The organism is Kutzneria sp. NPDC051319 (genome assembly GCF_040682195.1).
GTDB lineage: Bacteria > Actinomycetota > Actinomycetes > Mycobacteriales > Pseudonocardiaceae > Kutzneria.
This window is the reverse complement of record NZ_JBFBAM010000101.1, coordinates 1-26,156: the sequence shown is the minus strand read 5'-3', so window position 1 is coordinate 26,156 and position 26,156 is coordinate 1. Positions and strand designations below refer to the sequence as shown.

Genomic DNA, 26,156 nt, shown 5'->3' with positions numbered 1-26,156 from the left:
GGTCCCATTCCGAACCCGGAAGCTAAGCCCTCCAGCGCCGATGGTACTGCACTCGTGAGGGTGTGGGAGAGTAGGACGCCGCCGGACAAAATTTGGGAAGCTCCCCAGATCTGTAGAAATACAGATCTGGGGAGCTTTTCCTATTTCTGGACCAAAAATCAGTCGCGGAGCCGGCCGGCGCCTGGGCACAGTGGCGGCATGGAGGAGACCAGGTTCTACGACGACGTCGCCGCCTTCTCCGCGGTGACGCGAGGCCTGTACGAGGCCGAGCCGGTCCGGCACACGACCGTGCTCAGCGTGATCCACGCACTGAGTGATGCGCCACAGGCCGACGCCGTGCCGCCGGTGCTGATCAGTCTGCACGGCAACGACGGTGCCCTGCGCGGAGCTGCGCTGTGGACCCCACCCTGGCCACTGGCGTTGAGCGGCATCCACTGTGACGACGTTCCCCTGCTGGTCAAAGAACTTCTCTCCACCCATCCGGAGCTCGACTCCGTCATGGGTCCGCGTGACGTTGCCGACTCCTTCGCGGCCGCCTGGTCCGCCGCCACCTCCCGCCCCGTCCGCACCATCCTCGATCTCCGCCTCTACCGCCTCGCGGATCTCGTTGTCCCCCAAGTGGTTGGCCGGGCTCGCATCGCCACCGTCGACGACGTCGATCTCCTCGCCCAGCACGGTCGCGCCTTCTCCCTCGAAGCCAACGCCCACCGCCCCCACACCCTGGCCGAGGCCGCCGACGGCGCTCGGCGTCTCTTGGCCCTGGGCGCCGGCTGCGTGATCTGGGAGGTGGACGGCGTGCCAGTAAGCAGCGCCGCAGCCAAGGCCCCCACCGCCGGCGCCTCCCGCATCGGTCCCGTCTACACACCCCCCGAGCACCGCCGCCACGGCTACGGCGCCGCCGCCACTGCCGCTGCCGCCCAGTGGGCCCAAGCCGTTGGCGCACAGGAGGTCCTTCTCTACACCGACCTCGCCAACCCGACCTCCAACGGCGTATACCAGCGCATTGGTTTCCGCCCCGTCTCCGACTACGTAGAGCTGGCCTTCGACCCGCCCAGCCGGCAGGACTAAGAGTGGCGTGGCCTTACCTTGCCTGCCGGTTCTCGCTGGTCCGACTTCAAAGGACGTGTACCGGCGCGCCGGCTTCCAGCCTGTGGCCGACAAGGTGGAGCTGGCCATCGATCTCCCCACCCGCCGAGATCCAGCGGCGTGACTCTCCTTCGCCTGCCGCGTCTGGCCAACCCGACCTCAACGGGGTGCACCAGCGTCGGGTTCCGGCCGGTCGCCGACCATGTGGAACCGGCCATCGATCCGCTCGGCTGGCGGGCTGGCAGTGGCGTGGCCCTGTCTCGCCTTTCGGATCTGGCCGATCCGACCTCGGACGGGGTGTACCAGCGTCATCGGGTTCCGGGACTAGGTGGAGCTGGCCTTCGAGTCCGCTGGGAGGCGGGATTAGGCTCAGTGGTGTGACTCTGCCTCGCCTGCTCGTCATCCAGCCCTCCGACCACGATCCGGTCGGGCGCCTCGGTGACTGGCTCACGGAAGCCGGTGCCGAGCTCGACGTCGTGGCGCCGGCGAGGGAAGAGCTGCCGGCGCTTGACGGGTACGAGGGCCTGGTGTGCCTCGGGGGCGACATGGGGGCGTTGGACGACCGCGAGCATCCGTGGCTGGGGGATGTGCGGCTGCTGCTGTCCAAAGCGGTGGCGACGAAGGTGCCGACGCTGGCGGTGTGCCTGGGGGCGCAGCTGCTGGCGGCGGCGACCGGCGGACAGGTGCGGCGGGGCAAGGAGGGACCTGAGGTCGGGGTGCTGCTGGTGGCCAAGCGGGATACCGCCGGGCGGGATCCGTTGTTCGCGGAGCTGCCGCTGACGCCGGATGTGCTCCAGTTCCACCATGACGAGATCGCCATGCTGCCGCCCGGCGCGGAACTGCTGGCGTCCTCGCCGCGATACCCGAATCAGGCATTCCGGGTCGGTTCGGTGGCCTACGGCGTGCAATTCCATATCGAGACGACGCCGGAAATCGTGCTGAACTGGGCGGCGCTGGCCCCCGGTGAGGCGGCGCTGGCGCGGCCCGGCCAGTTCGAACCGGCATATCTGGCCGAGGCGCACGTCACCATGGCTGAGGTGTGGCAACCGTTTGCGCAGCGGTTCGTGCAGCTCACCGCCGGCCAACTGGAACCGGCTCTGACCAGTGTCAGAACACTGCCACTGGTGTGATAACGCGCGGTCACTGTACGTTCGCGGTATGACGCCCACTTGGTCGTCTGTCACCCCATCCGACGTGGGGTAGCGTTCCACACATAGTTGCCCACCGGCGGAGGAATTGGTGGACGTCCCCCTACTGGTCGCCGTTGTTGTGCTGACGGCTCTGGCCTTCGATTTCACAAACGGCTTCCATGACACGGCCAACGCGATGGCCACCTCGATCGCGACCGGCGCATTGCGACCACGAGTCGCCGTCGCCATGTCCGCTGTGCTGAACCTGGTCGGCGCGTTCCTGTCCGTCGAGGTGGCCAAGACCATCTCGGGCGGCATCGTCGACGACCTCAAGATCACTCCCGCGGTGGTGTTCGCCGGCCTGGTCGGCGCCATCATGTGGAACCTCATGACCTGGCTGGTCGGCCTGCCGTCCAGCTCCTCCCACGCCCTGTTCGGCGGCCTGATCGGCGCCACCTGGGTGGCCTCGGGCGCCGACGCCGTGCATTTCGGCAAGGTCGTGGAGAAGGTCCTGATCCCGGCCGTCGCCTCGCCGCTGATCGCCGGCCTGATCGCCATGGCCGCCACCTACTTGACCTACCGCCTGACCCGCACGGCCGACCGCAGAGTCGTGTCGTCGGGCTTCCGGGTCGGCCAGATCGTGTCGGCGGGCCTGGTCTCGCTGGCCCACGGCACCAACGACGCGCAGAAGACGATGGGCGTGATCACGCTGACGCTGATCACGGCCGGCGCGCTGCCGGCCAACGCCGGCCCGCCGGTGTGGGTGGTCATCAGCGCCGGCACGGCGATCGCGCTCGGCACCTACTTCGGCGGCTGGCGCATCACGCAGACCCTGGGCAAGGGCCTGACCACCATCGACGGACCGCAGGGCTTCGCGGCACAGACCAGCGCGGCGGCGGTCATCCTCACCTCCTCGCACCTCGGCTTCGCGCTGTCGACGACGCACGTCGTCTCCGGCGGCATTCTGGGCGGCGGCCTCGGCCGCAAGGCGTCGAACGTGCAGTGGAGCACCGCGGGCCGCATGGTCAGCGCGTGGGTGCTGACGCTGCCGGCGGCGGCCGTGGTGGGTGCCATCGCCAGCTCGATCGCCAGTACCGGTGCCGTCGGCGTGATCATCGTGGCTGTGCTCGGCATCGCCGTCGCGGCCGGCATCTACGTGGCCTCGCGCCGCAAGCCGGTCACGGCCGACAGCGTGGTCAACGACGACGTGGCGCCGGAGCCCGAGCCGCTGAAGGTGGCGGCATGAGCGTGAACTGGGCGGCGCTCGGCGAAGTCTTCGCCGTCGGCCTGGTCTCGGTGGCCGCGTTGGTGGCGTTGTTCGCCATGGGCATTCGCGGCGTCTCGCAGCGGGTGACGGCCAGGGCCCAGGGCGGCTCCGGCGTAGCCGGCCTGACTCTCGCGGTCTTCTGCTTCGCCGCGTGCGGCGCCGTGGTGCTCGAAGGCCTGTTCCTGATCGTCGCCCGCTGAGGCGAGCGCACGACAAGATGACGGGACCCCGGCCGGTGGGACTACGGTTGGGCCCGTCATGACAGATCCACGGTCCACGTCCTCGCCGGCCAGGTTCGGTCTCACCGATCCGCGAGCAGAGGAAATCCTCCACGCCGGCGGCTGGTGGCGCGGAGGTCCGGTCGAAGGCGCCGAGCTGGTGCTCGGCGCTTTGTCGCGTAGTCCCGACCCGGACCTGGCGTTGCAGAGCCTGGACCGGCTGCGGGAGGCCGCCGGCACGCAGTGGCCGGCCATCGCCGAGGCGCTGAACACCGACGGCGCTTTTCGCGGCCGCCTGATCGCCGTGCTGGGCTCGTCGACGACGCTCGGCGACTTCCTGGTCGCCAACCCCGACGAGTGGCGGCGGCTGAGCGCGGAGACCGTGCCGGCCGCCGACTACACAGCCCACCTGCTGCGATCGGTAGAGGAGGGCCCGAACGAGGTCCGACAGCTGCGCCGGGCCTACCGGGGGCTGCTGCTGGACATCGCGGCCGCCGATCTGGGGCACCTCGTGCAGCCCGAGATCGCCGAGCGCGGCTACGAGCAGGTCGCCGAGCAGCTGTCCGACCTGGCCGCCGCGGCATTGCGAGCATCCCTCGCGCTGGCCGCGAAGCAGGTCGGCAAGCCGTCCACGCTCGCGGTGATCGCGATGGGCAAGTGCGGTGGCCGGGAGCTGAACTACGTCAGCGACGTCGACGTGGTTTTTGTCATCGACAACGACGACGACCTGCCGACCGCGACCCGGCTGGCCAGCTCGATGATGCGCATCGCCGGCGAGGCGTGCTTCGAGGTCGACGCGGCGCTCCGCCCGGAGGGCAAAGCGGGCGCGCTGGTCCGCACGCTGGACGGCCACGTCGCCTACTACAAGCGCTGGGCCCGCACCTGGGAGTTCCAGGCGCTGCTCAAGGCACGGCCGATCGCCGGCGACGAGGAGGTCGGCCGTCGCTACGTCGAGGCGTTGGCCCCGATGGTGTGGACGGCGGCCGGGCGGGAGAACTTCGTCGTCGACGTCCAGGCCATGCGCCGGCGGGTCGAGGAGCACGTGCCGAAGGACATCGCCGAGCGGGAGCTGAAGCTGGGGCGCGGCGGCCTGCGGGACGTGGAGTTCGCGGTCCAGCTGCTGCAACTCGTGCACGGCCGCTCCGACGACGCGCTGCGCTCGCCCACGACCATGGCGGCGCTCGAAGCGCTGGGCTCGGGCGGCTACGTGGGCCGGGCCGACGCCGCCGGTTTGGCCGAGTCGTACCGATTCCTGCGCACGCTGGAGCACCGGCTTCAGTTGCAGCGCCTACGGCGGACGCACACGTTCCCGGCCGATGACGACCGCGCGGGCCTGCGCTGGCTGGCCCGGTCGGCGGGGCTCTACCCGGACGGACGGCGCGCGGCGGCCGACGTCCTGCTGGCGGAATTCCGGCGGCACGGCAACCGGGTGCGTCGTCTGCACGAGAAGCTCTTCTACCGGCCGCTGCTGGAGGCCGTCGCCCGCGTGCCGACCGAGGCGATGCGGCTGACGACCAAGGAGGCGACGGCCCGCCTCGCCGCCCTGGGCTACACGGCGCCGGACGGGGCGCTCCGGCACATCGAGGCGTTGACGTCCGGGGTGTCGCGGCGTGCGGCGATCCAGATGACGTTGCTGCCGGTGCTCCTCGACCTCCTGGCCAACACACCCGATCCGGACGGCGGGCTGCTGGCGTATCGGCGGGTGTCGGAGGCACTGGCCGACACGCCCTGGTACCTGCGTCTGCTGCGGGACGAGGGGGCCGTGGTCGAGCGGCTCGCCGTCGTGCTGAGCACGTCGAAGCTGGTGCCGGACCTACTCGTGCGCGCCCCCGAGGTGCTGCGGCTGCTGTCCGACACGGCTTCGCTGGCGCACCGCAATCCCGTCGAGGTGGGGATTTCGCTGCGCAGCGCCGTGGGCCGCCACGCTGACCTCACGCAGGCGGTCGCGGCGGCGCGGTCGCTGCGTCGGCACGAGCTGCTCCGTGTGGCCTGCGCCGATCTGCTCGGGCTGATCAAGGTCGAGGAGGTGTGCGCGTCGCTGTCGGGAGTGTGGCTGGCGGTGTTGCAGTCGGCCCTCGACGTGGCGCTGCGATCCTCCGATGGTGCCCCGCCGCCGGCCACGATCGCGGTGATCGGCATGGGCCGGCTCGGCGGCCGTGAGCTCGGCTACGGGTCGGACGCCGATGTGTTGTTCGTGTGCGAGCCCCGCAACGGGGCCACCGAGGCCGAAGCCGTGAAGTACGCCAACGGCATCGCCGGGGCCGTGCGGCGCCTGCTCGCCGCCCCCAGCCAGGACCCGCCGCTCGAGGTCGACACCGATCTCCGGCCCGAAGGCCGCAACGGCCCGCTGGCCCGGACCCTGGACTCCTACCGTGCGTACTACGCGCAGTGGTCGGAAGCCTGGGAGGCGCAGGCCCTGTTGCGGGCCAGCGCCGTGGCCGGGGACGAGGACCTCGGACGCCGGTTCTGCGAGATGGTCGACCCCGTCCGCTATCCGGCTGGCGGGCTCGACCCGGCGATGGTGCGCGAGGTCCGGCGGATCAAGGCCCGGGTCGACGCCGAGCGGCTGCCGCGAGGCGCCGATCCGGCGACGCACACCAAGCTCGGCCGGGGCGGGCTGGCCGACGTCGAGTGGACGGTTCAGCTGCTCCAGCTCCAGCACGCCGGCGACGAGCCGCGGCTGCGGACGACGTCGACGACCGAGGGCCTGGCCCACGCCGCCGAGCTGGGCCTGATCACCGAGTCCGACGCCGAGGCGCTGACCTCGGCGTGGCTGATGGCGACCCGGGCGCGCAACGCCGTGACGCTGGTGCGGGGCAAGCCAACCGACCAGGTGCCGACCTCGGGACGTGAGCTGGCATCGGTCGCCGCCGCGCTCGGGTATCCGCAGGGCACCGATCCGGGGGAATTCCTGGACGACTACCGGCGGACCACGCGCCGCGCGCGCAGTGTGGTGGAGCGGGTCTTCTACGACTACCCGCAGTGACCCCAACTGGAGGATGAGCCCACGTGAAGGCAATCGCTCAGAACGAGTTCGGCGACGCGGGAGTGCTGTCGCTCCAGGAGCTGCCGGACCCGCTGCTCGGCCCCGACCAGGTGCTCGTGGCCGTGCGGGCGGCGAGCGTGAACCCGGTGGACTGGAAGATCCGGCAGGGCTACGTGCAGGGCTCGCTGCCGCACCACTTCCCGCTCATCCAGGGCTGGGACGCGGCGGGCGTGGTCGTGAAGGCGGGCCCGGCGGCCGACGGCTACGAGCCCGGTGACGAGGTCTTCGGCTACCTGCGCAAGGACCACGTGCAGAACGGCACGTTCGCGGAGCTGGTGGCGGCGCCGGAGCGGGGCCTGGCCCACAAGCCGGCCGGCATCACCTTCGAGCAGGCGGCGGCGCTGCCGCTGGCCGGGCTGACGGCGTTGCAGCTGCTGAAGAAGATCGGCGTGGGCGAGGGCGACACGGTGCTGGTGCACGCCGCGGCCGGCGGCGTCGGGCACCTGGCCGTGCAGATCGCCCGAGTGCTCGGCGCGACGAAGGTGGTGGGCACGGCGTCGGAGCGCAATCACGACTTCCTGCGCTCGCTGGGCGCCGAGCCGGTGACCTACGGCGAAGGCCTGGAGGACCGGGTCGCGGCGCTGCTGGGCGGCGACGGCAAGGTCGACGCGGTGGTGGACCTGATCGGCGGCGACGCCCTGAGCGTGTCGCCGAAGCTGGTGCGCGATGCCACCCGGATCGGGTCGATCATCGAGGACCGCGTCCGCGAGACCGGCGGCAAGTACGTCTTCGTGAAGCCGAACAGCGAGCAGCTGGCCTGGCTGGGCGAGCTCACCGCGTCGGGCGACATCACGGTGGTGATCGAGAAGGTGTTCCCGCTGGCCGAGTCGGCCGACGCGCAGCGCCTGGTCGAGGCCGGCCACGTGCGCGGCAAGGTCGTCGTCTCGGTGCCGTGAGCCTGGGCCGGGGTGGGGCGCTCGCGCGCCCCACCCCGAGCGCTTTCAGGCCACCTCGGCCTCGCCGTCGGCCTCCGCCTCGGGAACGCTGGCGAAGATGTCGACCACCCACTCCTCGACGAACGAGCCGTCGTCGGAGTCGGTGTCCGGGACGATCCGGTTGGACAGCGCGACACCCAGACCAAGAAGGTCGGCGGCGCGCACCGCCTCGGTCGCCTCGGAGGCGGAGTCGAAGAAGTGGGTGGACAGCAGGTTCGTGTCATTTTCGGCCACGGGCGTGACACTAGAGGGTCCGCCGTCGGCCCCTGCTGTCAGCCTGCCTGCTCGATCCGCACCGGTAAGGAGCCGCGGTCGATCTCCAGCATGAAGTCGTCGATGCGGTGGTGGTAGCGCTGCGGCACGTCCGCCTCGGCCAGCGCCAGCAGCTGCGTGGCCAGGCCGCGCAGGCCCGCCTTGTCGCCCTTGATGACCACCTCGCCGTGCGGGGTGACGTCGAAGCTGAGCCGGTAGTTCGCCGGCCAGGCCCGGTTCAGGCCGCGCACCGCGTCGTAGACGGGAACGGCGACGACCACCTCGCGGGTGGACTCCACCTGCTCGGACTGCGCGGGAATGGGTTCGGCCATCTCGCCACCTCCAGCATCACTGCTGTTCATCCAACCCGATCGAGGCGATCGTTTTGTTACGTCCGTGTCACTTTTCCTTTGTGTCCCAAGCAAAAGCCGGGCCCGTGAGAACACGGACCCGGCTTCGGCGCGACGTCTAGCTGCGGCGGGGTGAATCCCGCCGCGGATCACACGTCGTAGTACAGCGCGAACTCGTACGGGTGCGGGCGCAGCCGCAGCGGGTCGATCTCGTTCTCACGCTTGAGCGCGATCCAGGTCTCGATCACGTCCGGCGTGAACACGCCGCCCTCGAGCAGGAAGTCGTGGTCGCGCTCCAGGTTGTCCAGCACCTCGCCGAGCGAGCCGGGCACCTGCGCGACCTCGCGGGCCTCCTCGGGGGGAAGCTCGTAGAGGTCCTTGTCGACCGGGGCCGGCGGCTCGATCTTGTTCTTGATGCCGTCCAGGCCGGCCATCAGCATCGAGGCGAAGGCCAGGTACGGGTTGCCCGACGAGTCGGGGCAGCGGAACTCGACGCGCTTGGCCTTCGGGTTGTTGCCGGTGATCGGGATCCGGATGCACGCGGAGCGGTTGCGCTGCGAGTACACCAGGTTGACCGGGGCCTCGAAGCCGGGCACCAGGCGGTGGTAGGAGTTCACCGTCGGGTTGGTGAAGGCCAGCAGGCTCGGCGCGTGGTGCAGCAGGCCGCCGATGTAGTGGCGCGCGGTGTCGGACAGGCCGCCGTAGCCGGACTCGTCGTAGAACAGCGGCGCGCCGTCCTTCCACAGCGACTGGTGGCAGTGCATGCCGGAGCCGTTGTCGCCGAACAGCGGCTTGGGCATGAAGGTCGCGGTCTTGCCGGCCTGCCACGCCGTGTTCTTCACGATGTACTTGAACAGCTGCAGGTCGTCCGCGGCGTGCAGCAGCGAGTTGAACTTGTAGTTGATCTCGGACTGGCCGCCGGTGCCCACCTCGTGGTGCGCCCGCTCGACGGTGAAGCCGGAGTCGATCAGGTTCAGCGTGATCTTGTCGCGCAGGTCGGCGAAGTGGTCGGTCGGGGAGACCGGGAAGTAGCCGCCCTTGTACTTGACCTTGTAGCCCTTGTTGCCGCCCTCCTCGTCCGCGCCCGTGTTCCACCAGCCGGCGCTGGAGTCGATCTCGTGGAAGGAGGCGTTCTCGGCGCTGTCGAAGCGCACCGAGTCGAACAGGTAGAACTCCGCCTCGGCGCCGAAGTAGGCCGCGTCGGCCACGCCGTTCTCCGCGATGAACAGCTCCGCCTTGCGCGCGATGTTGCGTGGGTCGCGGCTGTAGGGCTCGCGGGTCAGCGGGTCGTGCACGAAGAAGTTGACGATGAGGGTCTTCTCGATGCGGAACGGGTCGATCCGCGCGGTCGCCAGGTCGGGCAGCAGCATCATGTCCGACTCGTGGATCTGCTGGAACCCGCGCACCGACGAGCCGTCGAAGGCCAGCCCCTCGGCCATCGCGTCCGCGTCGAACGCCGCGGCCGGCAGGGTGAAGTGCTGCATGATGCCAGGCAGGTCGCTGAACCTGACGTCGACGAACTTCACTTCCTCGTCGGAGATGAAGCGCAGGACCTCGTCGGGATTGGTGAACACCCTCGTTGGCTCCTTCGGCTCGTAACCTGTCCCGGCACGTCGCCGGCTTTTTCCGTGACGAAACTAGGCGGGTGGTGTTGCCCGTCAGTCACCCGGGTGTTTCGCGGGTGTTAACGCGACCGCGAAAAGGCTAGTCGCGGACCTCACCGCCACCGTGCTGTGACCACGGCCTTACCCTGGAGGGGTGAACAGGTGGACCGGTTCGTGGATGTCCGGGCCGCGCGCGGCCACCGAGCCCGCCGCCGGCGGCCGTTCGGAGCACCGCTACCGCGGTGAGCGCTTCGGCCTGCCCGAGACCGGCGTCGGCTCCATCCCCTCCACCGCCCGTCGCGCGGTGGCCATGCTCATCGACTGCCTGCTGTCGGGCCTGATCACCGGCCTGTTCACCATGCCCGACCTGCCCCGCAACTGGAGCATCCTCACCTGGTTCGTCATCGGCGTGGTGGCCGTCTCCTTCTTCGGCTTCACCCCCGGCATGTACGCCATGGGCGTCCGCGTCGCCCGCATCGACGGCTCCGCCATGGTCGGCGTCCCCCGCGCCGTGCTGCGCACCTTCCTGTCCGGCCTGATCATCCCCGCCGTCGTCTGGGACTACGACTACCGCGGCCTGCACGACCGCCTGGTCGGCACCGTCGTCGTGCGCATGCGGTGACGCGCTCCCTCTCTTTCTCTCCCTGAACAGAGCGAAGGCGGCTTTGGTGGCATCTCCTGCCACCAAAGCCGCCTTCGTGTCGGCTGTGTTCGTGTTCCGTCAGCGGCGGCGCAGCGTGCGGGCCACGTTCCGCATCTTGGCGCCCTGCGGGAGCGGGCCCTTGGGCAGCGCGGCCCCGCGGCTGGCCAGGGCGGCCATGCCCTTCTCCAGGCGGTCGACGTCGGCCTTCGAGATGTTGCGGGGCAGCTTGGTCATGTGCTGCTGGAGCTTGCGCAGCGGCACCTCGCCCTCGCCGTTGCCGACGATGATGTCGTAGATGGGGGTGCTGCCCACGACCCGGGCCAGCCGCTTCTTCTCCTGCGCGAGCAGCGACTTCACCCGGTGCGGCGCGCCCTCGCCGACCAGCACGACACCGGGCAGGCCCAGCACGCGGTGCACGGCGTCGAGCTGCGTGGTGCCGGCCACGGCCTGCGTGACCCGCCAGTTGCCGCGCAGGTTGTCCAGGGCCCACGCGGCCGCGCCGCGCTGGCCCTCCGCCTTGCTGTAGACGTTGCGCGACACGCGCCGTCCGAACAGCAACACGGCGGCCAGGGCGCCGAGCACGACGCCGGGGCCGAGGAACAGCCACTGCATGTCCCAGATCAGGCCGACCAGGAACGCGACGGCGGCGATGCCCACCAGAGCCGCGACCATGAGCGGCACCAGGGCCTTGTCCTCGCGGCGCTGCATCTTGAACGCCTCGAAGATCTGACTGCGCCGGGCCCGCGACTCCGCGCGCCGAGCGCGTGCCGCCTCCTTGGCGGCCGCCTTGTCGTCCTGCTTACCAGCCATGTGTCCAGGATAAGGCCGGTGGACGGACCGGTTCCGCCCCGCTCCGCATTTTCTGTCGGAGGGCTCTGCGAGGATGCGGGTCATGGACGCCGAAGGTCGACTCCTCGAAGACCTGGATCCGGACCAGCTCGGAGCGGTCACCGCACCTCGGGGACCGGTGTGCGTGCTGGCCGGGGCGGGCACCGGAAAGACTAGGACGATCACCAGGCGCATCGCCTACCTCGTCGACCGGGGTCACGTCGCGCCGGGCCAGGTGCTCGCCGTCACCTTCACCAAACGCGCGGCCGGCGAGATGCGGACCCGGCTGCGGGCGCTCGGCGTGAGCGGCGCCCAGGCGGTCACCTTCCACGCGGCGGCCCTGCGTCAGCTGCGCTACTTCTGGCCGCGGGTCGTCGGCGACGCCCCGTGGGAGCTGCTCGACGGCAAGCTGCGGCTGGTCGGCCAGGCCGCCAACCGGCTCGGGGCGCCGACCAGCGCGGAGTCGCTGCGGGACCTGGCCAGCGAGATCGAGTGGGCCAAGGCCTCGCTCGTGACGCCGGACGACTACCCGGTGGCGGTGTCCAAGGCGCGGCGTGACGTGCCGCTGCCGGCCGAGCAGATCTCCCGGGTCTACCAGGGCTACGAGCAGCTCAAGACGCGGGCGCGGATGCTCGACTTCGACGATCTCCTGCTGCACACCGCGGCGATCCTGGAGGAGCACTCCGACGTCGCGGTCGAGTTCCGCGACCGGTACCGCTGCTTCGTCGTCGACGAGTACCAGGACGTGACGCCGCTGCAGCAGCGGGTGCTCGACGGCTGGCTCGGCGGCCGGGACGACCTGACCGTGGTCGGCGACGCCAACCAGACCATCTACTCGTTCGCGGGCGCCTCGCCGCGGCCGCTGCTGGACTTCCCGCGGCGGTTCCCGGAGGCCGTGGTGGTGCGCCTTGAGCGTGACTACCGGTCGACGCCCGAGGTGGTGTCGCTGGCCAACCAGGTGATCGGGGCGGCGCGGGACCGGCCGGCCGGGTCGCGGCTGCGGCTGATCGGCCTGCGGCCGCCGGGGCCGGTTCCGATGTTCTCGGAGTTCGACGACGAGCCGACCGAGGCGCAGGCGGTGGCCGAGCGGGTCGGGGCGCTGCTGCGCAACGGCGTGGCGGCCAGCGAGATCGCCATCCTCTACCGGGTCAACGCCCAGTCGGAGGCCTACGAGCAGGCGTTGACCGAGAAGCAGATCCCGTACCAGGTGCGCGGCGGCGAGCGGTTCTTCGCCCGGCCCGAGATCCGGCAGGCGATGATGTCGCTGCGGTCGGCCGCCGGCGGGGCGCCGACGGCGGAGCTGCCGACCGTGGTCCGCGAGGTGCTCAAGCCGCACGGCCTGTCGCTGGAGCCGCCGACCGGTGGGGCGCAGCGGGAGCGCTGGGAGTCGCTGCTGGCGCTCGTCGAGCTGGCCGAGGAGCTCGACTCGGTGACGCCGGGCGCCGACCTGGCGCGGTTCGTGGGCGAGCTGGAGATGCGGGCCGAGGCGCAGCATCCGCCGACCGTGGAGGGCGTCACGCTGGCGTCGCTGCACGCGGCGAAGGGGCTGGAATGGGACGCGGTGTTCCTGATCGGGCTGACCGACGGCACCGTGCCGATCCAGCACGCCGACACCGACGAGGCGGCGATCGAGGAGGAGCGCCGGCTGCTGTACGTCGGCGTCACCCGGGCGCGTGAACATCTGTGGCTGTCCTGGTCGCTGTCGCGGACCGCGGGCGGCCGCCGGAGCCGCCGTCGCAGCCGTTTCCTCTACGGGCTGCTGCCCGAGGACCACCCGGCCGCGCGATCGATCGGCGGCGCGAGCCGGGAGGCGGGGCCGGCGCGGCGAGCCGTCCGGGTCGAGTGCCGGGTGTGCGGCGACGCGCTGACGAGCACGCCCGCGATCAAGCTGGGCCGCTGCGCGACCTGTCCGTCCGATGTGGACGAGGAGTTGCTGGAACGCCTGAAGAAGTGGCGTGCGGCGCGGGCCAAGCAGTTGAGGGTTCCTCCGTACGTGGTGTTCACGGACACCACGCTCACCGCCATCGCCGAGCAGCGGCCGGCCGACACCGGCGGCCTGGTGGCCATCTCCGGCATCGGCCCGAGCAAGCTCGACAAGTACGGAGCGGACGTTCTTGCCCTGGTCAAGGGTGGTGCGGGTGTAGGCTCCACCTGACCGCCAAGAAGTTTCGGCGGAACTTTTCAAAAACCGGTTGCACGCCCCTGCGCAGGGGCAATAGCCTGCATAGGCGGGGCGCGAGACGCCCTGACAAGACGAGAACCGACACGGCGTCACTGGCACATCGGCACTACGAGACCCTGGATGGGAGGCGGACGGCATGGGCAGCAACGGAATCAACATTCTGGTCGCACCGGCCTATCCGCTGGCCGGGGCTCTTGCCATGTGCGGCAACGACAGCACCAGTGGTGTCTCCGTCGATCAGACCTGGCCTCGGACGGCCGGCCTGGTCGAGCGCGCCCTGACCAATGGTCAGCCGGCGTTCGTCAAGGTCCGCAAGCACGTTCTTCTCTGGTCCGCGCAGGAGCGAAGTACCTGACCGCAGCGTCAGGCACTACGGCTCACTAAGGCCGCGGACCCGGGAACGGGACCGCGGCCTTTGTGGTTTTTCGGCACAACTCGAACGGCAGGGACATGCACGCCCCGACGTACGACAGCACCACCGCCACCACCTGCATGAGCACCACCGAAACCGGGAGGAAGTCCACCATGTTCACCGCCACCGTTCCGATAGAGGGAACTGTGCTGCCCGACTTCGCCGCGCCCACCGGCGCCGGAGTGGCCGAGCTGCTCGACACCGCGCCGGGTGCCGGGCTCGACCTTCCCTGCCGGGCCAACAACCCGGACCTGTGGTTCGCCGATGCTCCCGCCGAGCTGGAGCAGGCGAAGTCCCTTTGCGCCAGCTGCCCCGTCCTGACCGAGTGCCTTGCCGCCGCTCTCGCCCGGCGTGAGCCGTGGGGCGTGTGGGGCGGCGAGATCTTCGAGCGTGGCGCGGTCATCCCGCGCAAGCGGCCCCGTGGCCGTCCGCGCAAGAACGACCGCCTCGCCGAGGCGGGCTCGGGCACCACAGGAAATCAGGAGGCCGCCGCGTGAACACCGCCAGCTACACCACAGACATCCCGATGATCATGGATCGCAAACCTGAGGGGACCTCGTTCATGTTGCTCGACCAAGAACTCGCACGAATCCGATTGCATGAAGTACGCCTGGTAGCCGAGGAGCAACGCTTGGCCCGCCGGCTGAGCGCCACCACCCGGTGGCGCAAGGTCGCCGGCTGGGCCGCCAGGCGCGCGGAACGGGCTTCATCCCGGTACGTCGCCTGACATAACTGAATCCCACAACCGAATAGCCAACCCGGCCCGGCCGGCGTGCTGCCGCTTCATGCAGTGCGCCGGCCGGGCGTGCGTGCTGTGTGGGGCGTGCGTCAGGCCGGTGGGCATGCCTTGGCTGGTGCACCTGCCTGGCGCGTGGCTCAATGGCTTCGTCCACCCGGAGCCCCAACTGCCCGCCCGCCGCGCTCGGAACTGTCCTAGCGTCGGGGGCGTGGCAGACAACGAACTGGTGCACTGTTCGATCTGCGGCCGCCGCCGCGACCCCGCCGCCGCCCCGGCCGAGGCCCTCGCCTGGGTCTCCGAACGCGAGCGTGGCGGCCAGCGCTGGCTGTGCCCCGGCTGCGCCCGCGCCCACGTCCGCGACATCGAGGGCAAGCTCCCCGCCGAATACTGGTGACCCATCGCCGGCTAGCGCGTGGGGGCGCGGTCGGAGAGGGCGTGGACCGGTGGTCGCACGCGGTCGGCGGCGCGGTGGAAGGCCTGGACCAGGTCGCGGCGGACGCCGGTGGGGTCGGACCTGAGGCGGGAGGCGGGGGTGCGGACGATGATGACGCCGGCGGAAGTGAGGGCGGGGCTGGCGTAGCCGGGCGACGGGTCGGTGTGGCCGAGGCGGAAGTGGTGGGTGCCGACCTCCCAGGCCAAGGCGACGTCGTCCCACCAGGCGTCGACGACGCCGAGCAGGGAGCCTGCGACGTCACGCAGGGGGACGTTCCACCGGGGCATGGGCAAGGCGGCGCCACGGGCGACGCGGCGGGCCAAGGCCTCGGTGAGGGAGACGACGCCGTCGGAGACGGAGCGGAGGGCGGCGCGAGGGGCGGCGGAGCCGCGCTGGTTGCCGGAATCGAGCTCGACGCGGAGGGCGGAGGCGCTGCACGCGCCGAAGCGGACGGGACCGGAGAGCAGGGCCCGCAGGCGCACGGCGTCGTGTTCGCGGCGGGCGGCGTCGACGACGGCGCGCGGCATAGGGGCGTAACGAAGGCCGTCGCGTTCGATGAGGGTAGGCATCCGGGTGGTGCGCTCGACGAAGACGTAGCCGTTGGTGGTGGTCCGCCGGGACGCCGGGATGAGCACATGGACGTCGCCCTGTGCGCGGACACCGAGATCGTGGTCGAGGCCCGCGGCGTCGAGGCCGGTGATGGCGGCGTCCTCGCCGGCGTAGGCCAGCGCGGCCCGGAGCCGTTGCCGCCGGCTGGGCTCGGCGCTGGACATCAGCACGACCCCGGGCAGCAGGCGCTGCCACGGCCCGCCGGGCCGGCACCGGCCGACGATGGCGGAGCCGGAGACACCGCTGGCCCGCAGTTCGGCGGCCCGGACCACACCGTCGGGCATGGTGTGCGCGAGCGACGCCAGGTCGGGCGGCGAGGTGTGCGTCATGACCTCGATGGTCCGGCCGGGGCCACCGCGGCGGAATACCGATTTGATTTCTGTGGACAACTCGCCGCCAGGTGGCCCGATCGGTTTCCAGGGCTGTGGACAACCCTGGGGACACGCAGTCAGTCGGCGAAGCCGGGCTGCCACCGCGACACGATCGCCCGCGCCGGCACCTCGGCCCCGAGCTGGCACAGAATGCCGGTCGCGCCCATGGTCACCCGGTGGATGAGCAGGTACTGCGGCGGCAGGTTGAGCGAACGCCCGGTGCGGAAGTCCTGCCCGCGCAGGTCGCCGATGCGCTCGGCCTGCTTCTGCAGCCACTTGCGGGTGAACTTGAAGCGCTCGGTCCGCAGCGGCTCGACGAACGGCCCGAGGTAGGCGACGACGTCGTCCGGCTCGACCTCGCTGTCCGGCCGCACGAAGTGCTCGACCCGCAGCAGCTCCAGCAGCTCCTCGGAACGGTGCTCCAGCGACAGCCGGGTCATCAGGCCCAGGGTGCGCGGCAGGCCGTCGGGCAGCCGGGCGGCCGCGCCGAAGTCGATCACGCACAGTCGGCCGTCCGGCATCAGCATGAAGTTGCCGGGATGCGGGTCGGCGTGCAGCAGCCCGGTCCTGGCCGGCGACGAGAAGTGGAACTCCGACAGCAGCGTGCCGGCGTGGTCGCGGGTCTCCTGCTCGCCGTCACGGATGATCGACGCCAGCGGCGTGCCGGTCACCCACTCGGAGACGACCACCATCGGCGCGCTGGCCACGACCTTGGGCACCAGCACGTGCTCGTCGCCGTCGAAGGCCTTGGCGAAGGCGCGCTGGTGGGCGGCCTCGGTCCGGTAGTCCAGCTCCTCGACCATGCGCTCGCGCAGCTCGGCCAGCAGCGGCTTGATCTCGGCCCCGGGCACCAGGGCCTGGAACAGCCGGCTGAACCGCTGGAGCTGCTTCAGGTCGGACAGCAGCGCCTCGTCCGCGCCCGGGTACTGCACCTTGACGGCGACCTCGCGGCCGTCATGCCAGATCGCCCGGTGCACCTGCCCGATGCTGGCGGCGGCCGCCGGCACGTCGTCGAACTCCTGGAACCGCTTGCTCCACGAGGCGCCGAGCTGCTCGGCCAGCACGCGGTGCACGCTGCGCGTCTCCAGCGGCGGCGCGGCGGCCTGGAGCTTGGTCAGGGCGTCGCGGTAGGGCGCGGCGAGCTCGTCCGGCACGGCCGCCTCGAACACGCTCAGCGCCTGGCCGAACTTCATCGCGCCGCCCTTGAGCTGCCCGAGCACCGCGAACAGCTGCTCGGCCGTCTTGGCGTTGAGCTGCGAGCTGACCTCCTCGGCGCTCTGGCCGATCAGCCGCTTGCCCCAGCCGCCGACCACCCGACCGGCTACCCCGATCGGGAGACTGGCTAGCTTCGCGGTCCGCTGGACGGCGTTGCGCGGGATATCGGTCACCCGGTGATTCTCCCCTTGAGCTGGGGGTGGGCGTGAGTGATCTCGTCCACCCGGCCTGCGCCCTACACGCTAGCCTCCCGTGCCCCGGCCGCACCGCAGCGGCAGTCGGGGTGCGGCTCCCACGGCCTCGGCGTCACCGTCGCGGTGACGGTGTCGATCTCCAGGCTGGAGTTGACCAGGGCCGGGGCGGCCCCGTCGGCCAACCACCAGTCCAGGGTGACCAGCGCCTGCGTGACGGCCAAGCCGGCGGCCGCCTGCGTGGCGGCCAGGTCGCCGGGCTGAAGCCGGCCGGCGAGTTGCAGGGCCAGCAGCGGCCACGCCGGGTCCAGATCCGTGCGAAGCAGGTCCATGCAGGTCGGGCAGCTTGTCCGCCCGGGTACGGTCAGCGGTCCGACCACACCGGTGCCGTCCCGCATCCGCACCAGCAGGTAGGGCACGCCCTCGGCCTGCAGCGGGGCGATCAGGCTCGGTGACGGCACGACCAGGTCGGTGAGGATGGCCAGGTCCGGTTTTCGGGACGGTGGCAGCGGTCCGGTCCGCGCGGTGCAGACGGCGCGGTGGATGGCGGCGAGGCCGGCCTCCTGCCGGGGCGTGTCCACGTCGGTGTCGAGGTATCCGGTGCCGGTGTCCTCCGCCCGCACCGTGCCGACCGCGGCGAAGTCGACCCAGCCGACGCCGGCCGCCGCGAGCAGGCAGGCGATGGCGATACCCAGCCGCCCGTCGCCGCGTACGGAGACGGCGGCCTGCTGCCGGTTGCGCACGAGCAGGCCGCGCTCGTTGCCGGTCCGCAGCGCCCATGCCGTCGCGTCGGCGGACAGCCGTGCGGGCGTGTGCGGGCCGGGCGGGCCTTCGGGCGGGGCGGCGTCCTCGACCACGCCGGCGTCGGTCAGCGAGGCCAGCAGGTCCCGCGCCGCCTGTCTGGCGGGCTCGTCCGGGAGCCGGTCGAGCAGGTCGCGCAGGGTGGCTTCGCCGGTCATCGCCGGCAGCAGGTCGACAAGGGCCTCGGACAGGCCGTCCAGCAGGACTCCGTGCTGGGGATCGATGCCGATCTGCACCTCGGTCTCGTTGCGGCGCAGCACGGCGAGGCCGGGCAGCACCCGGGGCCGCCGCGGCAGCGCCACGCTCCGTCGCGACTGCGTCACCGACTGCATGTGGTCCATGAACGCAGGCTGACAGGGTCGCGGAGGACCGCCAACCGGTTGTCCACCGGCGGAGTGGGTAGTGCACAGTTCACGATCGGTCGATTGACAGTTCGCCAAAATCGGACTATTTACCGTCGTTCGCCGCTCGCGGACGGCCCTTGACAGGACCACCCGAGTTGGTGTCCGGGCTGGCGGCGATTCCCCGAACAGCCCAGCCGAGCAGGGCAAACACGGTCGCGGGCGGTAGTGATGGACGGGGCGTGGGAACCACTCCCGAGGGGGAACCGACGGACGTCCGCAGTGCGGACCGACACGACTCGGGGTGGATTGTCGGTGCTTGGCCTTACCGTGAACGCGTGGCTGATCCACAGGTGGAGGTTCGCCGCAGCCGGCGACGTCGTCGCACGGTCACGGCATATCGGGAAGGTGACACGGTCATCGTGCTGCTCCCGGCCCAGATGACGAGGGCCGAGGAGGAGCACTGGGTGGCCGAGATGCTGGCGCGCCTGCAGCGGAGCGAGACCCGCCGCAGGTCGCCGGCGCGCACGTCGGACGAGGCGTTGCTGACGAGGTGCGCCGAGCTGTCGGCGCGACATCTGGGCAATCGGGCGGTGCCCGAGAGCGTGCGATGGGTGCCGCCGATGCGGACGCGCTGGGCGTCCTGCACGCCGGCCGACGGCACGATCCGGGTGAGCGAGCGGCTGCGTGAGGTGCCGTCGTGGGTGCTCGACTACGTGCTGGTGCACGAGCTGACGCACCTGTTGGTGCCCGGGCACGGGCCCAACTTCTGGAAACTGGTGCGCGACTATCCGCGGACCGACCGCGCGGTCGGCTATCTCGAGGGCCTGGCGGCGGCAGCGGGTTGGGGCATCAGCGAGGAGGACTGACACCAAGACCGATTTCGTGGCGCAGGCCGCCACGAAATCGCGTCTTCGGTGCCGGTCAGCTCTGACCGGGGCCGCTTTCGCCCCGCTCCTTCTCCTCGCGCTCGGTGCGCTCGAGCTCGGCGATCGGATCGTCCCCGAGTCCGCCGACGGCGCCGAGGCGCTCGGAGAACTCCATCGGGTCGTCGAGGTCCTCGGCCGTCGGAATGAGGTCCGGGTGGGCCCAGATGCCGTCCCGCTTCTCGATGCCGTGCTGGTCGCCGACCAGACGCCACAGGGCGGCGGCGGCGCGCAGCCGTCGCGGCCGGAGTTCGAGGCCGACGAGGGTGGCGAAGGTCTGCTCGGCCGGCCCGCCGCTGGCCCGGCGGCGACGCAGCGTCTCGCGCAGGGCCTCGGCGCCGGGCAGGCGCTCGCCGACGGCGTCGCCGACGACCACGTCCACCCAGCCCTCGACCAGGGCCAGCAGCGTCTCCAGCCGGGTGAGCGCCGACTTCTGCTCGGGCGTGGTCTGCGGTTCGAGCAGGCCGGACCGCATGGCCTCCTCGATGCTCTGCGGATTGCTCGGGTCGATCTGCGTGGCCAGCTGCTCCAGCGCGGCGGTGTCGACCTTGATGCCCCGGGCGAACTCCTCGACCGTGGCCAGCAGTCGCTGCCGCAGCCACGGCACGTGGGCGAACAGCCGCTGGTGGGCGGCCTCGCGTGCGGCCAGGAAGACCATGACCTCGCTGGCCGGGCGCTCCAGACCGCCGGTGAACTTCTCGATGTTGGCCGGCAGCAGCGAGGCGGTGCCCTCGGGACCGAGCGGCAGGCCGACGTCGGTGGAGGTGAGGACCTCGGCGGCCAGCTGCGCCAGCGCGTTGCCCAGCTGCGAGCCGAACGCCATGCCGCCCATCTGGCCGACCATCGCCAGCATCGGGCCGGCGGCGGCCTTGGCCTCCTCGGGCAGCGCGTCGACCCAGGCGCCGGACACCCGCTGCGCCACCGGGTCGAACAGCCGCTGCCAGGTCGGCAGCGTCTCGTTCACCCAGTCCGTCGCCGACCACGCCTTGGCCACACGCGCGCCTGCCGGCAGGGTGGTCGCGGGATCCAGCCACATCTCGGCCAGGTGCACCGCGTCGGCCACGGCGCCGGTCTGGTCGGCGGCCGCGGCGCCGCCGGACTGGGCCAGCTGCTGCACCGCGATCTGCTTGGCCAGTTCGTAGTTGACCGGCCCGCCACCCGATGTCTGGGCCTGGCTGAGCATCTGGCCCAGCTGGCTGAGCATCTGGCCGAGCTGGCCCATGTCGAAGGGGACGCCCCCGGGCGGCATCCCCCCGGGCGGTGTGTTTCCGCCGCCGGAGGAGGAGCCCTCGCCGCGGTCGTCAGGGTTCTGGGACGGATTGAACCCGAACGGCTGATCGGTCATATCCCCAAGGTACGCCGTGCCCTTGGCGCCGCCTCCGGCGTCGCGGCTCGGCCGCTCGTGACCGGTGCCTCGCCCTTGCTGGATTTAGACCGCCGCATCGGCTCGGTGATGGGTTGCGTTGGGTGGCGGCGATCGAAATCCAGCAACCGGGCGAAGCACCGGCGCGGCCTCGCGCTCACGCGGGAGGCACGGCGAACGGGCCTCTCACAGTGGGGGCCGTACCCTGTGTCGTCGTGAGTCAGCAAACTGAGCGGCCCGACCAGGACACCGCTGAGCCGCAGCCTCCACGTCCCCGCCGCGGCGGCCCTGGTCGCCGCACCTGGACGCTCGTGTGGAGCTTCGTGCTCGTGGCGGTCATCGGTCTGCTCGGTGGTGTCGTCTCGATCCCGTACGTGGCGATCGGCCCGGGCCCGACCTTCAACACGCTGGGCAGCGTCGACAACACCACGGTGATCTCGGTGCAGGGCCAGAACACCTTCCCCACCAAGGGCCAGCTGCGCATGACCACGGTCTCGCTGACCGACAGCGTGACCCTGTTCGGGGCGCTGGGCCTGTGGGCGTCCGGCCGGTACTCGCTGGCCCCGCGTGAGGAGTACTTCAAGCCGGGCGAGTCGCAGCAGGACGTGCAGAAGGAGAACGTCCAGCAGTTCACCGACTCGCAGTCCAACGCGCAGGTCGCCGCGCTGCGCTACCTCGGCTACCCGATGAAGGTGCTGGTCGGCACGATCAGCCAGGGCAGCCCCGTGACCGGCGTGCTCAACGCCGGCGACCGGCTGCTGTCCGTGAACGGCGCGAAGGTGAGCACCTCGCAGCAGGTGCAGGACGCGCTCAAGGACACCAAGCCCGGGCAGGCCGTGCCGGTGACGTTCCAGCGCGGCACCGCGCCCGAGCAGACCGCGACCATCACGCTCGGCCACAGCGACGACCGCACCTGGGGCTTCATGGGTATCGGCCCGATCGACCGGCCGGACGTCGCGTTCCAGGTCAAGATCAGCCTGGCCGACGTGGGCGGGCCCTCGGCCGGCCTGATCTTCGCGCTCAGCGTGATCGACAAGCTGACGCCGGACAACCTGGACAACGGCGGCATCATCGCCGGCACCGGGGAGATCACCGACCAGGGCGAGGTCAAGCCGATCGGCGGCATCCCGTTCAAGATGATCGCCGCCAAGGAGGCGGGCGCGACCGCGTTCCTGGCCCCGGCCGACAACTGCGCCGAGGCCAAGCAGCACGCGCCGGACGGCCTCAAGCTGATCAAGGTCAACACGCTGGCCGACGCCGTCAGCTCGCTTCAGGCCCTCAAGGCCGGCAAGCCGACTCCCGGCTGCTGACCAGCTCCTCATGCAGGGAAGGACGCCTTACCCGCGTTGAACGAGGGTAAGGCGTCCTTCCCTGCATGAAGGGGTGTCAGGGGCGGAGGGTCTGGAGGAGGGCGCCGGTGAGGTTGGGGGCCAGCTCGGGGTGCTCGACGATCTCGTCCGGACGGTCCTGGTCGCCCCGCAGGCGCAGCACGCAGGCGGCGGTGCCGTCGCGCAGGACGGCGGCGACGAGGCGGGCCTCGCGGCGCTGCGGGTGCTCGGAGGCGACCCGGCGCAGCACGGAGGTGTCGTCGGCGACGGACTCGATCTCGGCCTCCGCGTCCGGCGGCAGCACCACGATCTCCTGGGCCACCGCGCAGCCGGTGACCGAGTCGGGCCAGACGATGGACGCCAGCGCGTCGCCGAGGTCCTCGCCGGGCAGCTCCTCCTGGGCGATCGGCGTCAGCGAGGCGTCCGGATCCAGCTGCGTGCGCAGCTCCGGCTGCTGGGCGATCAGCTGGGCCGTCGGCACCAGCGCGAACAGCTGCGGGACCTGGTCCCAGCCGGCGGCGGAGACGAACTCCTCGACCTCGCGGGCCAGTGCGGGCAGCAGCGTCGGCCGGCTCTCGTCGGCGTCGTCAACAGAAGGCACGCCGCCCATCGTCGCATCCGAGCACGACCCTTCCGGACAAGGCCCGGGCGCGCGGGTGTCCCGCCCGTGGAACTCAGGACACCGTCCGTAGAGTTGTCACAGGTGGCGAGGCCCGGCAGGGTCGCGTCCGCGTTACGCCGACCGCAACCGTAGGAGAGTGCCCCGTGGCAAACCGGCCTCCCGTCGGACTACCCACGCTGTCCCGACGCAGCCGCATCCTGATCGTCGTCGGGGTGATCGTGCTCATCGGGCTGATCCTCAGCTCACGGGTGCTCTCGACCTACATCGACTGGCTCTGGTTCGGCGAGGTCGGCTTCCAGTCGGTGTTCACCACGACACTGGTGACCAAGCTGGTCCTGTTCCTGGTGGTCGGTGTCGTGGTCGGTGGCCTGGTGTGGGCCAACCTGTTCCTGGCCTACCGGGGCCGCCCGGTGTTCGTGCCGCTGTCCGGGCCGGACGACCCGGTCTCGCGCTACCGCACGGTGGTCAGCCGCCGGCTCAAGCTGTTCGGCATCGGCATCCCGGTGATCGTCGGCTTCCTGTCCGCGGTCACCGCCACCAACGACTGGCAGCAGGCGCAGCTGTTCCTGCACGGCACCAGCTTCGGCAAGACCGATCCGATCTTCAATCTCGACATCGGCTTCTTCGTGTTCACGCTGCCGTTCTACGAGTGGATGCTGAACTGGCTGTTCGTCGCGACCGCGCTGTCCTTCTTCGGCGCGCTGATCACGCACTACCTGTACGGCGCCATCCGGCTCGCCGGCCGCGGCGGCCAGCTGTCCGGCCCGGCCCGCATTCAGCTGTCGATCATCGCCGGCGTCTTCGTGCTGTTCAAGGCGGTCGCGTACTTCTTCGACCGCTACGACCTGTTGTTCTCACAGAGCAACCCGCAGGCCTTTGGCGCCACCTACACCGCGCTGAACGCGATCATGCCGGCCAAGCTGATCCTGCTGTGCATCGCGGTGTTCTGCGCCGCCGCCTTCTTCGCCGGCGCGTTCCTGCGCAACCTGCAGCTGCCGGCCATCGCCACCGCCCTGCTGGTGCTGTCCAGCCTGCTGATCGGCGTGGCCTGGCCCGCCGTTCTCCAGCAGTTCTCGGTCGCCCCCAACGCGAACGAGAAGGAGTCGGTGCCGATCTCGCACAACATCGCGGCCACCACCGACGCCTTCGGCCTCGGCAAGGACAAGGTCAGCTACCAGAACTACGACAACAAGCCGACCGCGACCGCCGACCAGGTCAAGACCGACGTGCCGACGGTGTCCAACGCCCGGCTGCTCGACCCCAGCGTGCTCTACCCGACGTTCAAGCAGTTCCGGCAGGGCCGCAACTTCTACGACTTCCCGCCGAAGCTGGACATCGACCGCTACTCGGTCAACGGCGTCACCAGCGACTACATCGTGGCCGCCCGCGAGATCAACACCAACGGCCTCGCGGACAGCCAGAAGAACTGGATCAACGAGCACCTAGTCTACACCCACGGCAACGGCTTCGTGGTGGCCAAGGCCAGCACCGTCACCTCGACCGGCTACCCCGACTTCTCCGTCAGCGAGCTCGGCTCCGACGGCAAGGTCAGCGAGGGCGAGATCAACGTCAAGCAGCCCCGCATCTACTACGGCGAGCTGCAGGGCGACACCAACGACTACGCCATCGTCGGCGGCCCCGACGGTCAGAAGCCCGGCGACGGCCAGGAGTACGACACCGACGCCACCAAGTACACCTACCAGGGCAGCGGCGGCGTCTCCGTCGGCAACTGGTTCAACCGCCTCGTGTTCGCGGCGTACTACGGCGAGCGGAACATCCTGTTCAACTCGGCGATCACCGACAACTCGAAGATCATGTACTACCGCGACCCCGCGGACCGGGTGAAGAACGTCGCGCCGTGGCTCACGCTCGACAGCGACCCGTACCCCGCGGTCATCGACGGCAACATCGAGTGGATCGTCGACGGCTACACCACGCTCACCAACTACCCGTACTCGCAGCAGACCCAGCTCGGCGACGCCACCACGGATTCGCTCAACGCCAACGCCAACGCGGCCCGGCAGCCCAACCAGGGCGTCGCCTACATCCGCAACTCGGTCAAGGCCACGGTGGACGCCTACACCGGCCAGGTGAAGCTGTACTCCGTCGACGACACCGACCCCGTGCTCAAGGCCTGGGAGTCGGTCTACCCCGGCACCGTGCAGCCCAGCAGCGCCATCAGCTCGCAGCTGCGGGCCCACTTCCGGTACCCCGAGGACCTGTTCAAGGTGCAGCGCGGCCTGCTGGCCAAGTACCACGTCACCAACCCGCAGAACTTCTTCTCCAGCGTCGGCTTCTGGAACGTGCCCGGCGACCCCACCGCGGTCGACAACCCCACCAGCACGCAGGCCATCCAGGCCCAGACCACGCCGCAGCCGCCGTACTACGTGATGTCGGGCAACCCGGCCAACAGCAACGGCAAGGCCAGCTTCCAGCTCACCAGCCCGCTCGTGTTCCTCGGCCGTGACTTCATGTCCGCCTACGTCTCCGTGGCATCCGACCCAGGGCCCAACTACGGCAAGATAACCGTGCTGCAACTGCCGACGGACACCCAGACACCCGGTCCGAAGCTGATGCAGACCCAGTTCATCACCACCAACGCCAACCAGCTCAACCTGTTCCGGCAGCAGGCCACCAACATCAAGTACGGCAACCTGCTCACCCTGCCCGTCGGCGGCAGCCTGCTCTACGTCGAGCCCATGTACGTCGAGCAGAGCCAGAGCGCCAACTCCAACACCTCCTACCCGCAGCTGTCGCGAGTGCTCGTCAGCTTCAACGGAGGGGTCGGCTTCGCGCCCACCTTCACGGAGGCGCTCAACCAGGCCCTCAACGGCCCCGGCGCCGGCAGCGGTGGGGGAGGCGGTGGGGGAGGCGGCAACACCGGAACCAGCACGCCGCCGCCCACCACCACGACGGGGCAGCCCGGCGGCGGCAGCCCCGACATGGCCAAGGCCGTCACCGACATCCAGTCCGCGCTCGCCGCCATCAAGGCCGCCCAGCAGAGCGGCGACTTCCAGGCCCTCGGCAACGCCTACAAGGCGCTCGACGACGCCACCAAGGAGTTCACCGCCGCACAGGGCTCCACCAGCACCGCACCCACCACCACCGGCGGCGGAAGATGATCTAGGTCACGTGGTGGGGGCCCCGAATGGAAGCCGGGGGCCCCCACCCCCCAACGTTAAACATAATAAAACGGGGGGGGGGCGGAGGGAGGTCGAGGGTGTGGGAAAAACCCCTATGCCGGGTTATAATAATACACCCCCC

General features: G+C 70.7%; 24 protein-coding genes and 1 rRNA gene. 16 read left to right on the top strand and 9 right to left on the bottom strand.

Translation table 11 applies throughout. The features are described 5' to 3' along the window. The 7 genes from rrf to AB0M73_RS45880 form a co-directional block, all read left to right on the top strand. Positions 1–87 (top strand): 5S ribosomal RNA (gene rrf, locus AB0M73_RS45910); the annotation flags it as partial. Positions 88–198: 111 nt separating this feature from the next. Beyond that, positions 199–1,068, top strand: a complete 870-nt coding sequence (locus AB0M73_RS45905; RefSeq protein WP_363905882.1) for a GNAT family N-acetyltransferase — start codon at positions 199–201, stop codon at positions 1,066–1,068. Positions 1,069–1,469: 401 nt separating this feature from the next. Next, positions 1,470–2,216, top strand: coding sequence for a type 1 glutamine amidotransferase (locus AB0M73_RS45900; RefSeq protein WP_363905884.1), 747 nt, complete (start codon positions 1,470–1,472; stop codon positions 2,214–2,216). 109 nt (positions 2,217–2,325) lie between these two features. Further along, complete coding sequence (locus AB0M73_RS45895) at positions 2,326–3,462, top strand: inorganic phosphate transporter (protein WP_363905880.1); 1,137 nt, start codon at positions 2,326–2,328, stop codon at positions 3,460–3,462. After that, positions 3,459–3,683 carry a hypothetical protein gene (locus AB0M73_RS45890; protein ID WP_363905878.1) on the top strand — a complete coding sequence of 75 codons (225 nt, stop codon included), beginning with the start codon at positions 3,459–3,461 and terminating at the stop codon, positions 3,681–3,683. Before AB0M73_RS45895 ends, AB0M73_RS45890 begins: the two co-directional genes overlap by 4 nt. Positions 3,684–3,741: 58 nt before the next feature. Beyond that, positions 3,742–6,687: a bifunctional [glutamine synthetase] adenylyltransferase/[glutamine synthetase]-adenylyl-L-tyrosine phosphorylase gene (locus tag AB0M73_RS45885; protein WP_363905876.1), complete on the top strand. Its 2,946-nt coding sequence runs from the start codon at positions 3,742–3,744 to the stop codon at positions 6,685–6,687. Between the two features lie 23 nt (positions 6,688–6,710). Then, positions 6,711–7,643 (top strand): NADP-dependent oxidoreductase, encoded by a 933-nt coding sequence (locus AB0M73_RS45880; RefSeq protein ID WP_363905874.1) that lies wholly within the window; start codon positions 6,711–6,713, stop codon positions 7,641–7,643. 45 nt (positions 7,644–7,688) lie between these two features. Here AB0M73_RS45880 and AB0M73_RS45875 read toward each other — a convergent pair whose 3' ends face one another. From AB0M73_RS45875 to glnA, 3 genes are all read right to left on the bottom strand, one after another. Further along, a complete protein-coding gene (locus AB0M73_RS45875) occupies positions 7,689–7,916 on the bottom strand; it encodes a hypothetical protein (RefSeq protein ID WP_043718944.1) in 228 nt (75 codons plus the stop codon). A gap of 38 nt (positions 7,917–7,954) precedes the next feature. Next, positions 7,955–8,266, bottom strand: a complete 312-nt coding sequence (locus tag AB0M73_RS45870) for a hypothetical protein (protein ID WP_363905872.1) — start codon at positions 8,264–8,266, stop codon at positions 7,955–7,957. 167 nt (positions 8,267–8,433) lie between these two features. After that, positions 8,434–9,858 carry a type I glutamate--ammonia ligase gene (gene glnA, locus AB0M73_RS45865; protein WP_363905870.1) on the bottom strand — a complete coding sequence of 475 codons (1,425 nt, stop codon included), beginning with the start codon at positions 9,856–9,858 and terminating at the stop codon, positions 8,434–8,436. 184 nt (positions 9,859–10,042) lie between these two features. Between glnA and AB0M73_RS45860 the strand changes: the two genes are divergently transcribed. Then, on the top strand, positions 10,043–10,510 hold the full coding sequence (locus AB0M73_RS45860; protein WP_043718940.1) for an RDD family protein: 468 nt from the start codon (positions 10,043–10,045) through the stop codon (positions 10,508–10,510). Positions 10,511–10,609: 99 nt separating this feature from the next. Here AB0M73_RS45860 and AB0M73_RS45855 read toward each other — a convergent pair whose 3' ends face one another. Continuing rightward, positions 10,610–11,341: a DUF4191 domain-containing protein gene (locus AB0M73_RS45855; RefSeq protein ID WP_363905868.1), complete on the bottom strand. Its 732-nt coding sequence runs from the start codon at positions 11,339–11,341 to the stop codon at positions 10,610–10,612. 82 nt (positions 11,342–11,423) lie between these two features. On the opposite strand from AB0M73_RS45855, the gene AB0M73_RS45850 reads away from it, so the two are divergent. The 5 genes from AB0M73_RS45850 (at position 11,424) to AB0M73_RS45830 (ending at position 15,086) form a co-directional block, all read left to right on the top strand. Further along, positions 11,424–13,514 carry an ATP-dependent DNA helicase UvrD2 gene (locus AB0M73_RS45850; RefSeq protein WP_363905866.1) on the top strand — a complete coding sequence of 697 codons (2,091 nt, stop codon included), beginning with the start codon at positions 11,424–11,426 and terminating at the stop codon, positions 13,512–13,514. A 163-nt stretch (positions 13,515–13,677) separates the two neighbouring features. Next, on the top strand, positions 13,678–13,896 hold the full coding sequence (locus AB0M73_RS45845) for a hypothetical protein (RefSeq protein WP_043718937.1): 219 nt from the start codon (positions 13,678–13,680) through the stop codon (positions 13,894–13,896). A 170-nt stretch (positions 13,897–14,066) separates the two neighbouring features. Beyond that, on the top strand, positions 14,067–14,450 hold the full coding sequence (locus AB0M73_RS45840; RefSeq protein WP_043730119.1) for a WhiB family transcriptional regulator: 384 nt from the start codon (positions 14,067–14,069) through the stop codon (positions 14,448–14,450). Beyond that, complete coding sequence (locus tag AB0M73_RS45835) at positions 14,447–14,680, top strand: hypothetical protein (RefSeq protein ID WP_043718936.1); 234 nt, start codon at positions 14,447–14,449, stop codon at positions 14,678–14,680. The genes AB0M73_RS45840 and AB0M73_RS45835 overlap by 4 nt, the downstream gene beginning before the upstream one ends. A gap of 220 nt (positions 14,681–14,900) precedes the next feature. Beyond that, the gene (locus AB0M73_RS45830; protein WP_363905886.1) at positions 14,901–15,086 is read left to right on the top strand and encodes a hypothetical protein; all 186 of its coding nucleotides are present in this window, start codon (positions 14,901–14,903) and stop codon (positions 15,084–15,086) included. A gap of 11 nt (positions 15,087–15,097) precedes the next feature. Here the strand turns inward: AB0M73_RS45830 and AB0M73_RS45825 are convergent, their stop codons facing one another. The 3 genes from AB0M73_RS45825 to AB0M73_RS45815 form a co-directional block, all read right to left on the bottom strand. Then, positions 15,098–16,063, bottom strand: a complete 966-nt coding sequence (locus AB0M73_RS45825; protein WP_363905863.1) for a hypothetical protein — start codon at positions 16,061–16,063, stop codon at positions 15,098–15,100. Positions 16,064–16,182: 119 nt separating this feature from the next. After that, on the bottom strand, positions 16,183–17,493 hold the full coding sequence (locus AB0M73_RS45820; protein WP_363905861.1) for an AarF/ABC1/UbiB kinase family protein: 1,311 nt from the start codon (positions 17,491–17,493) through the stop codon (positions 16,183–16,185). Between the two features lie 62 nt (positions 17,494–17,555). Then, a complete protein-coding gene (locus AB0M73_RS45815; RefSeq protein ID WP_363905859.1) occupies positions 17,556–18,653 on the bottom strand; it encodes a TOMM precursor leader peptide-binding protein in 1,098 nt (365 codons plus the stop codon). A gap of 338 nt (positions 18,654–18,991) precedes the next feature. Between AB0M73_RS45815 and AB0M73_RS45810 the strand changes: the two genes are divergently transcribed. After that, positions 18,992–19,522 (top strand): M48 family metallopeptidase, encoded by a 531-nt coding sequence (locus AB0M73_RS45810; RefSeq protein WP_363905857.1) that lies wholly within the window; start codon positions 18,992–18,994, stop codon positions 19,520–19,522. Between the two features lie 55 nt (positions 19,523–19,577). Here the strand turns inward: AB0M73_RS45810 and AB0M73_RS45805 are convergent, their stop codons facing one another. After that, positions 19,578–20,924, bottom strand: coding sequence for a zinc-dependent metalloprotease (locus tag AB0M73_RS45805; RefSeq protein ID WP_363905855.1), 1,347 nt, complete (start codon positions 20,922–20,924; stop codon positions 19,578–19,580). Between the two features lie 233 nt (positions 20,925–21,157). Between AB0M73_RS45805 and AB0M73_RS45800 the strand changes: the two genes are divergently transcribed. Continuing rightward, on the top strand, positions 21,158–22,252 hold the full coding sequence (locus AB0M73_RS45800) for a PDZ domain-containing protein (RefSeq protein WP_363905853.1): 1,095 nt from the start codon (positions 21,158–21,160) through the stop codon (positions 22,250–22,252). Between the two features lie 76 nt (positions 22,253–22,328). On the opposite strand, the gene AB0M73_RS45795 is transcribed toward AB0M73_RS45800, so the two are convergent. After that, positions 22,329–22,880, bottom strand: a complete 552-nt coding sequence (locus AB0M73_RS45795; RefSeq protein WP_052395136.1) for a PPA1309 family protein — start codon at positions 22,878–22,880, stop codon at positions 22,329–22,331. Between the two features lie 155 nt (positions 22,881–23,035). Between AB0M73_RS45795 and AB0M73_RS45790 the strand changes: the two genes are divergently transcribed. Next, complete coding sequence (locus tag AB0M73_RS45790; protein ID WP_363905850.1) at positions 23,036–26,014, top strand: UPF0182 family protein; 2,979 nt, start codon at positions 23,036–23,038, stop codon at positions 26,012–26,014. Positions 26,015–26,156: the final 142 nt, after the last annotated feature.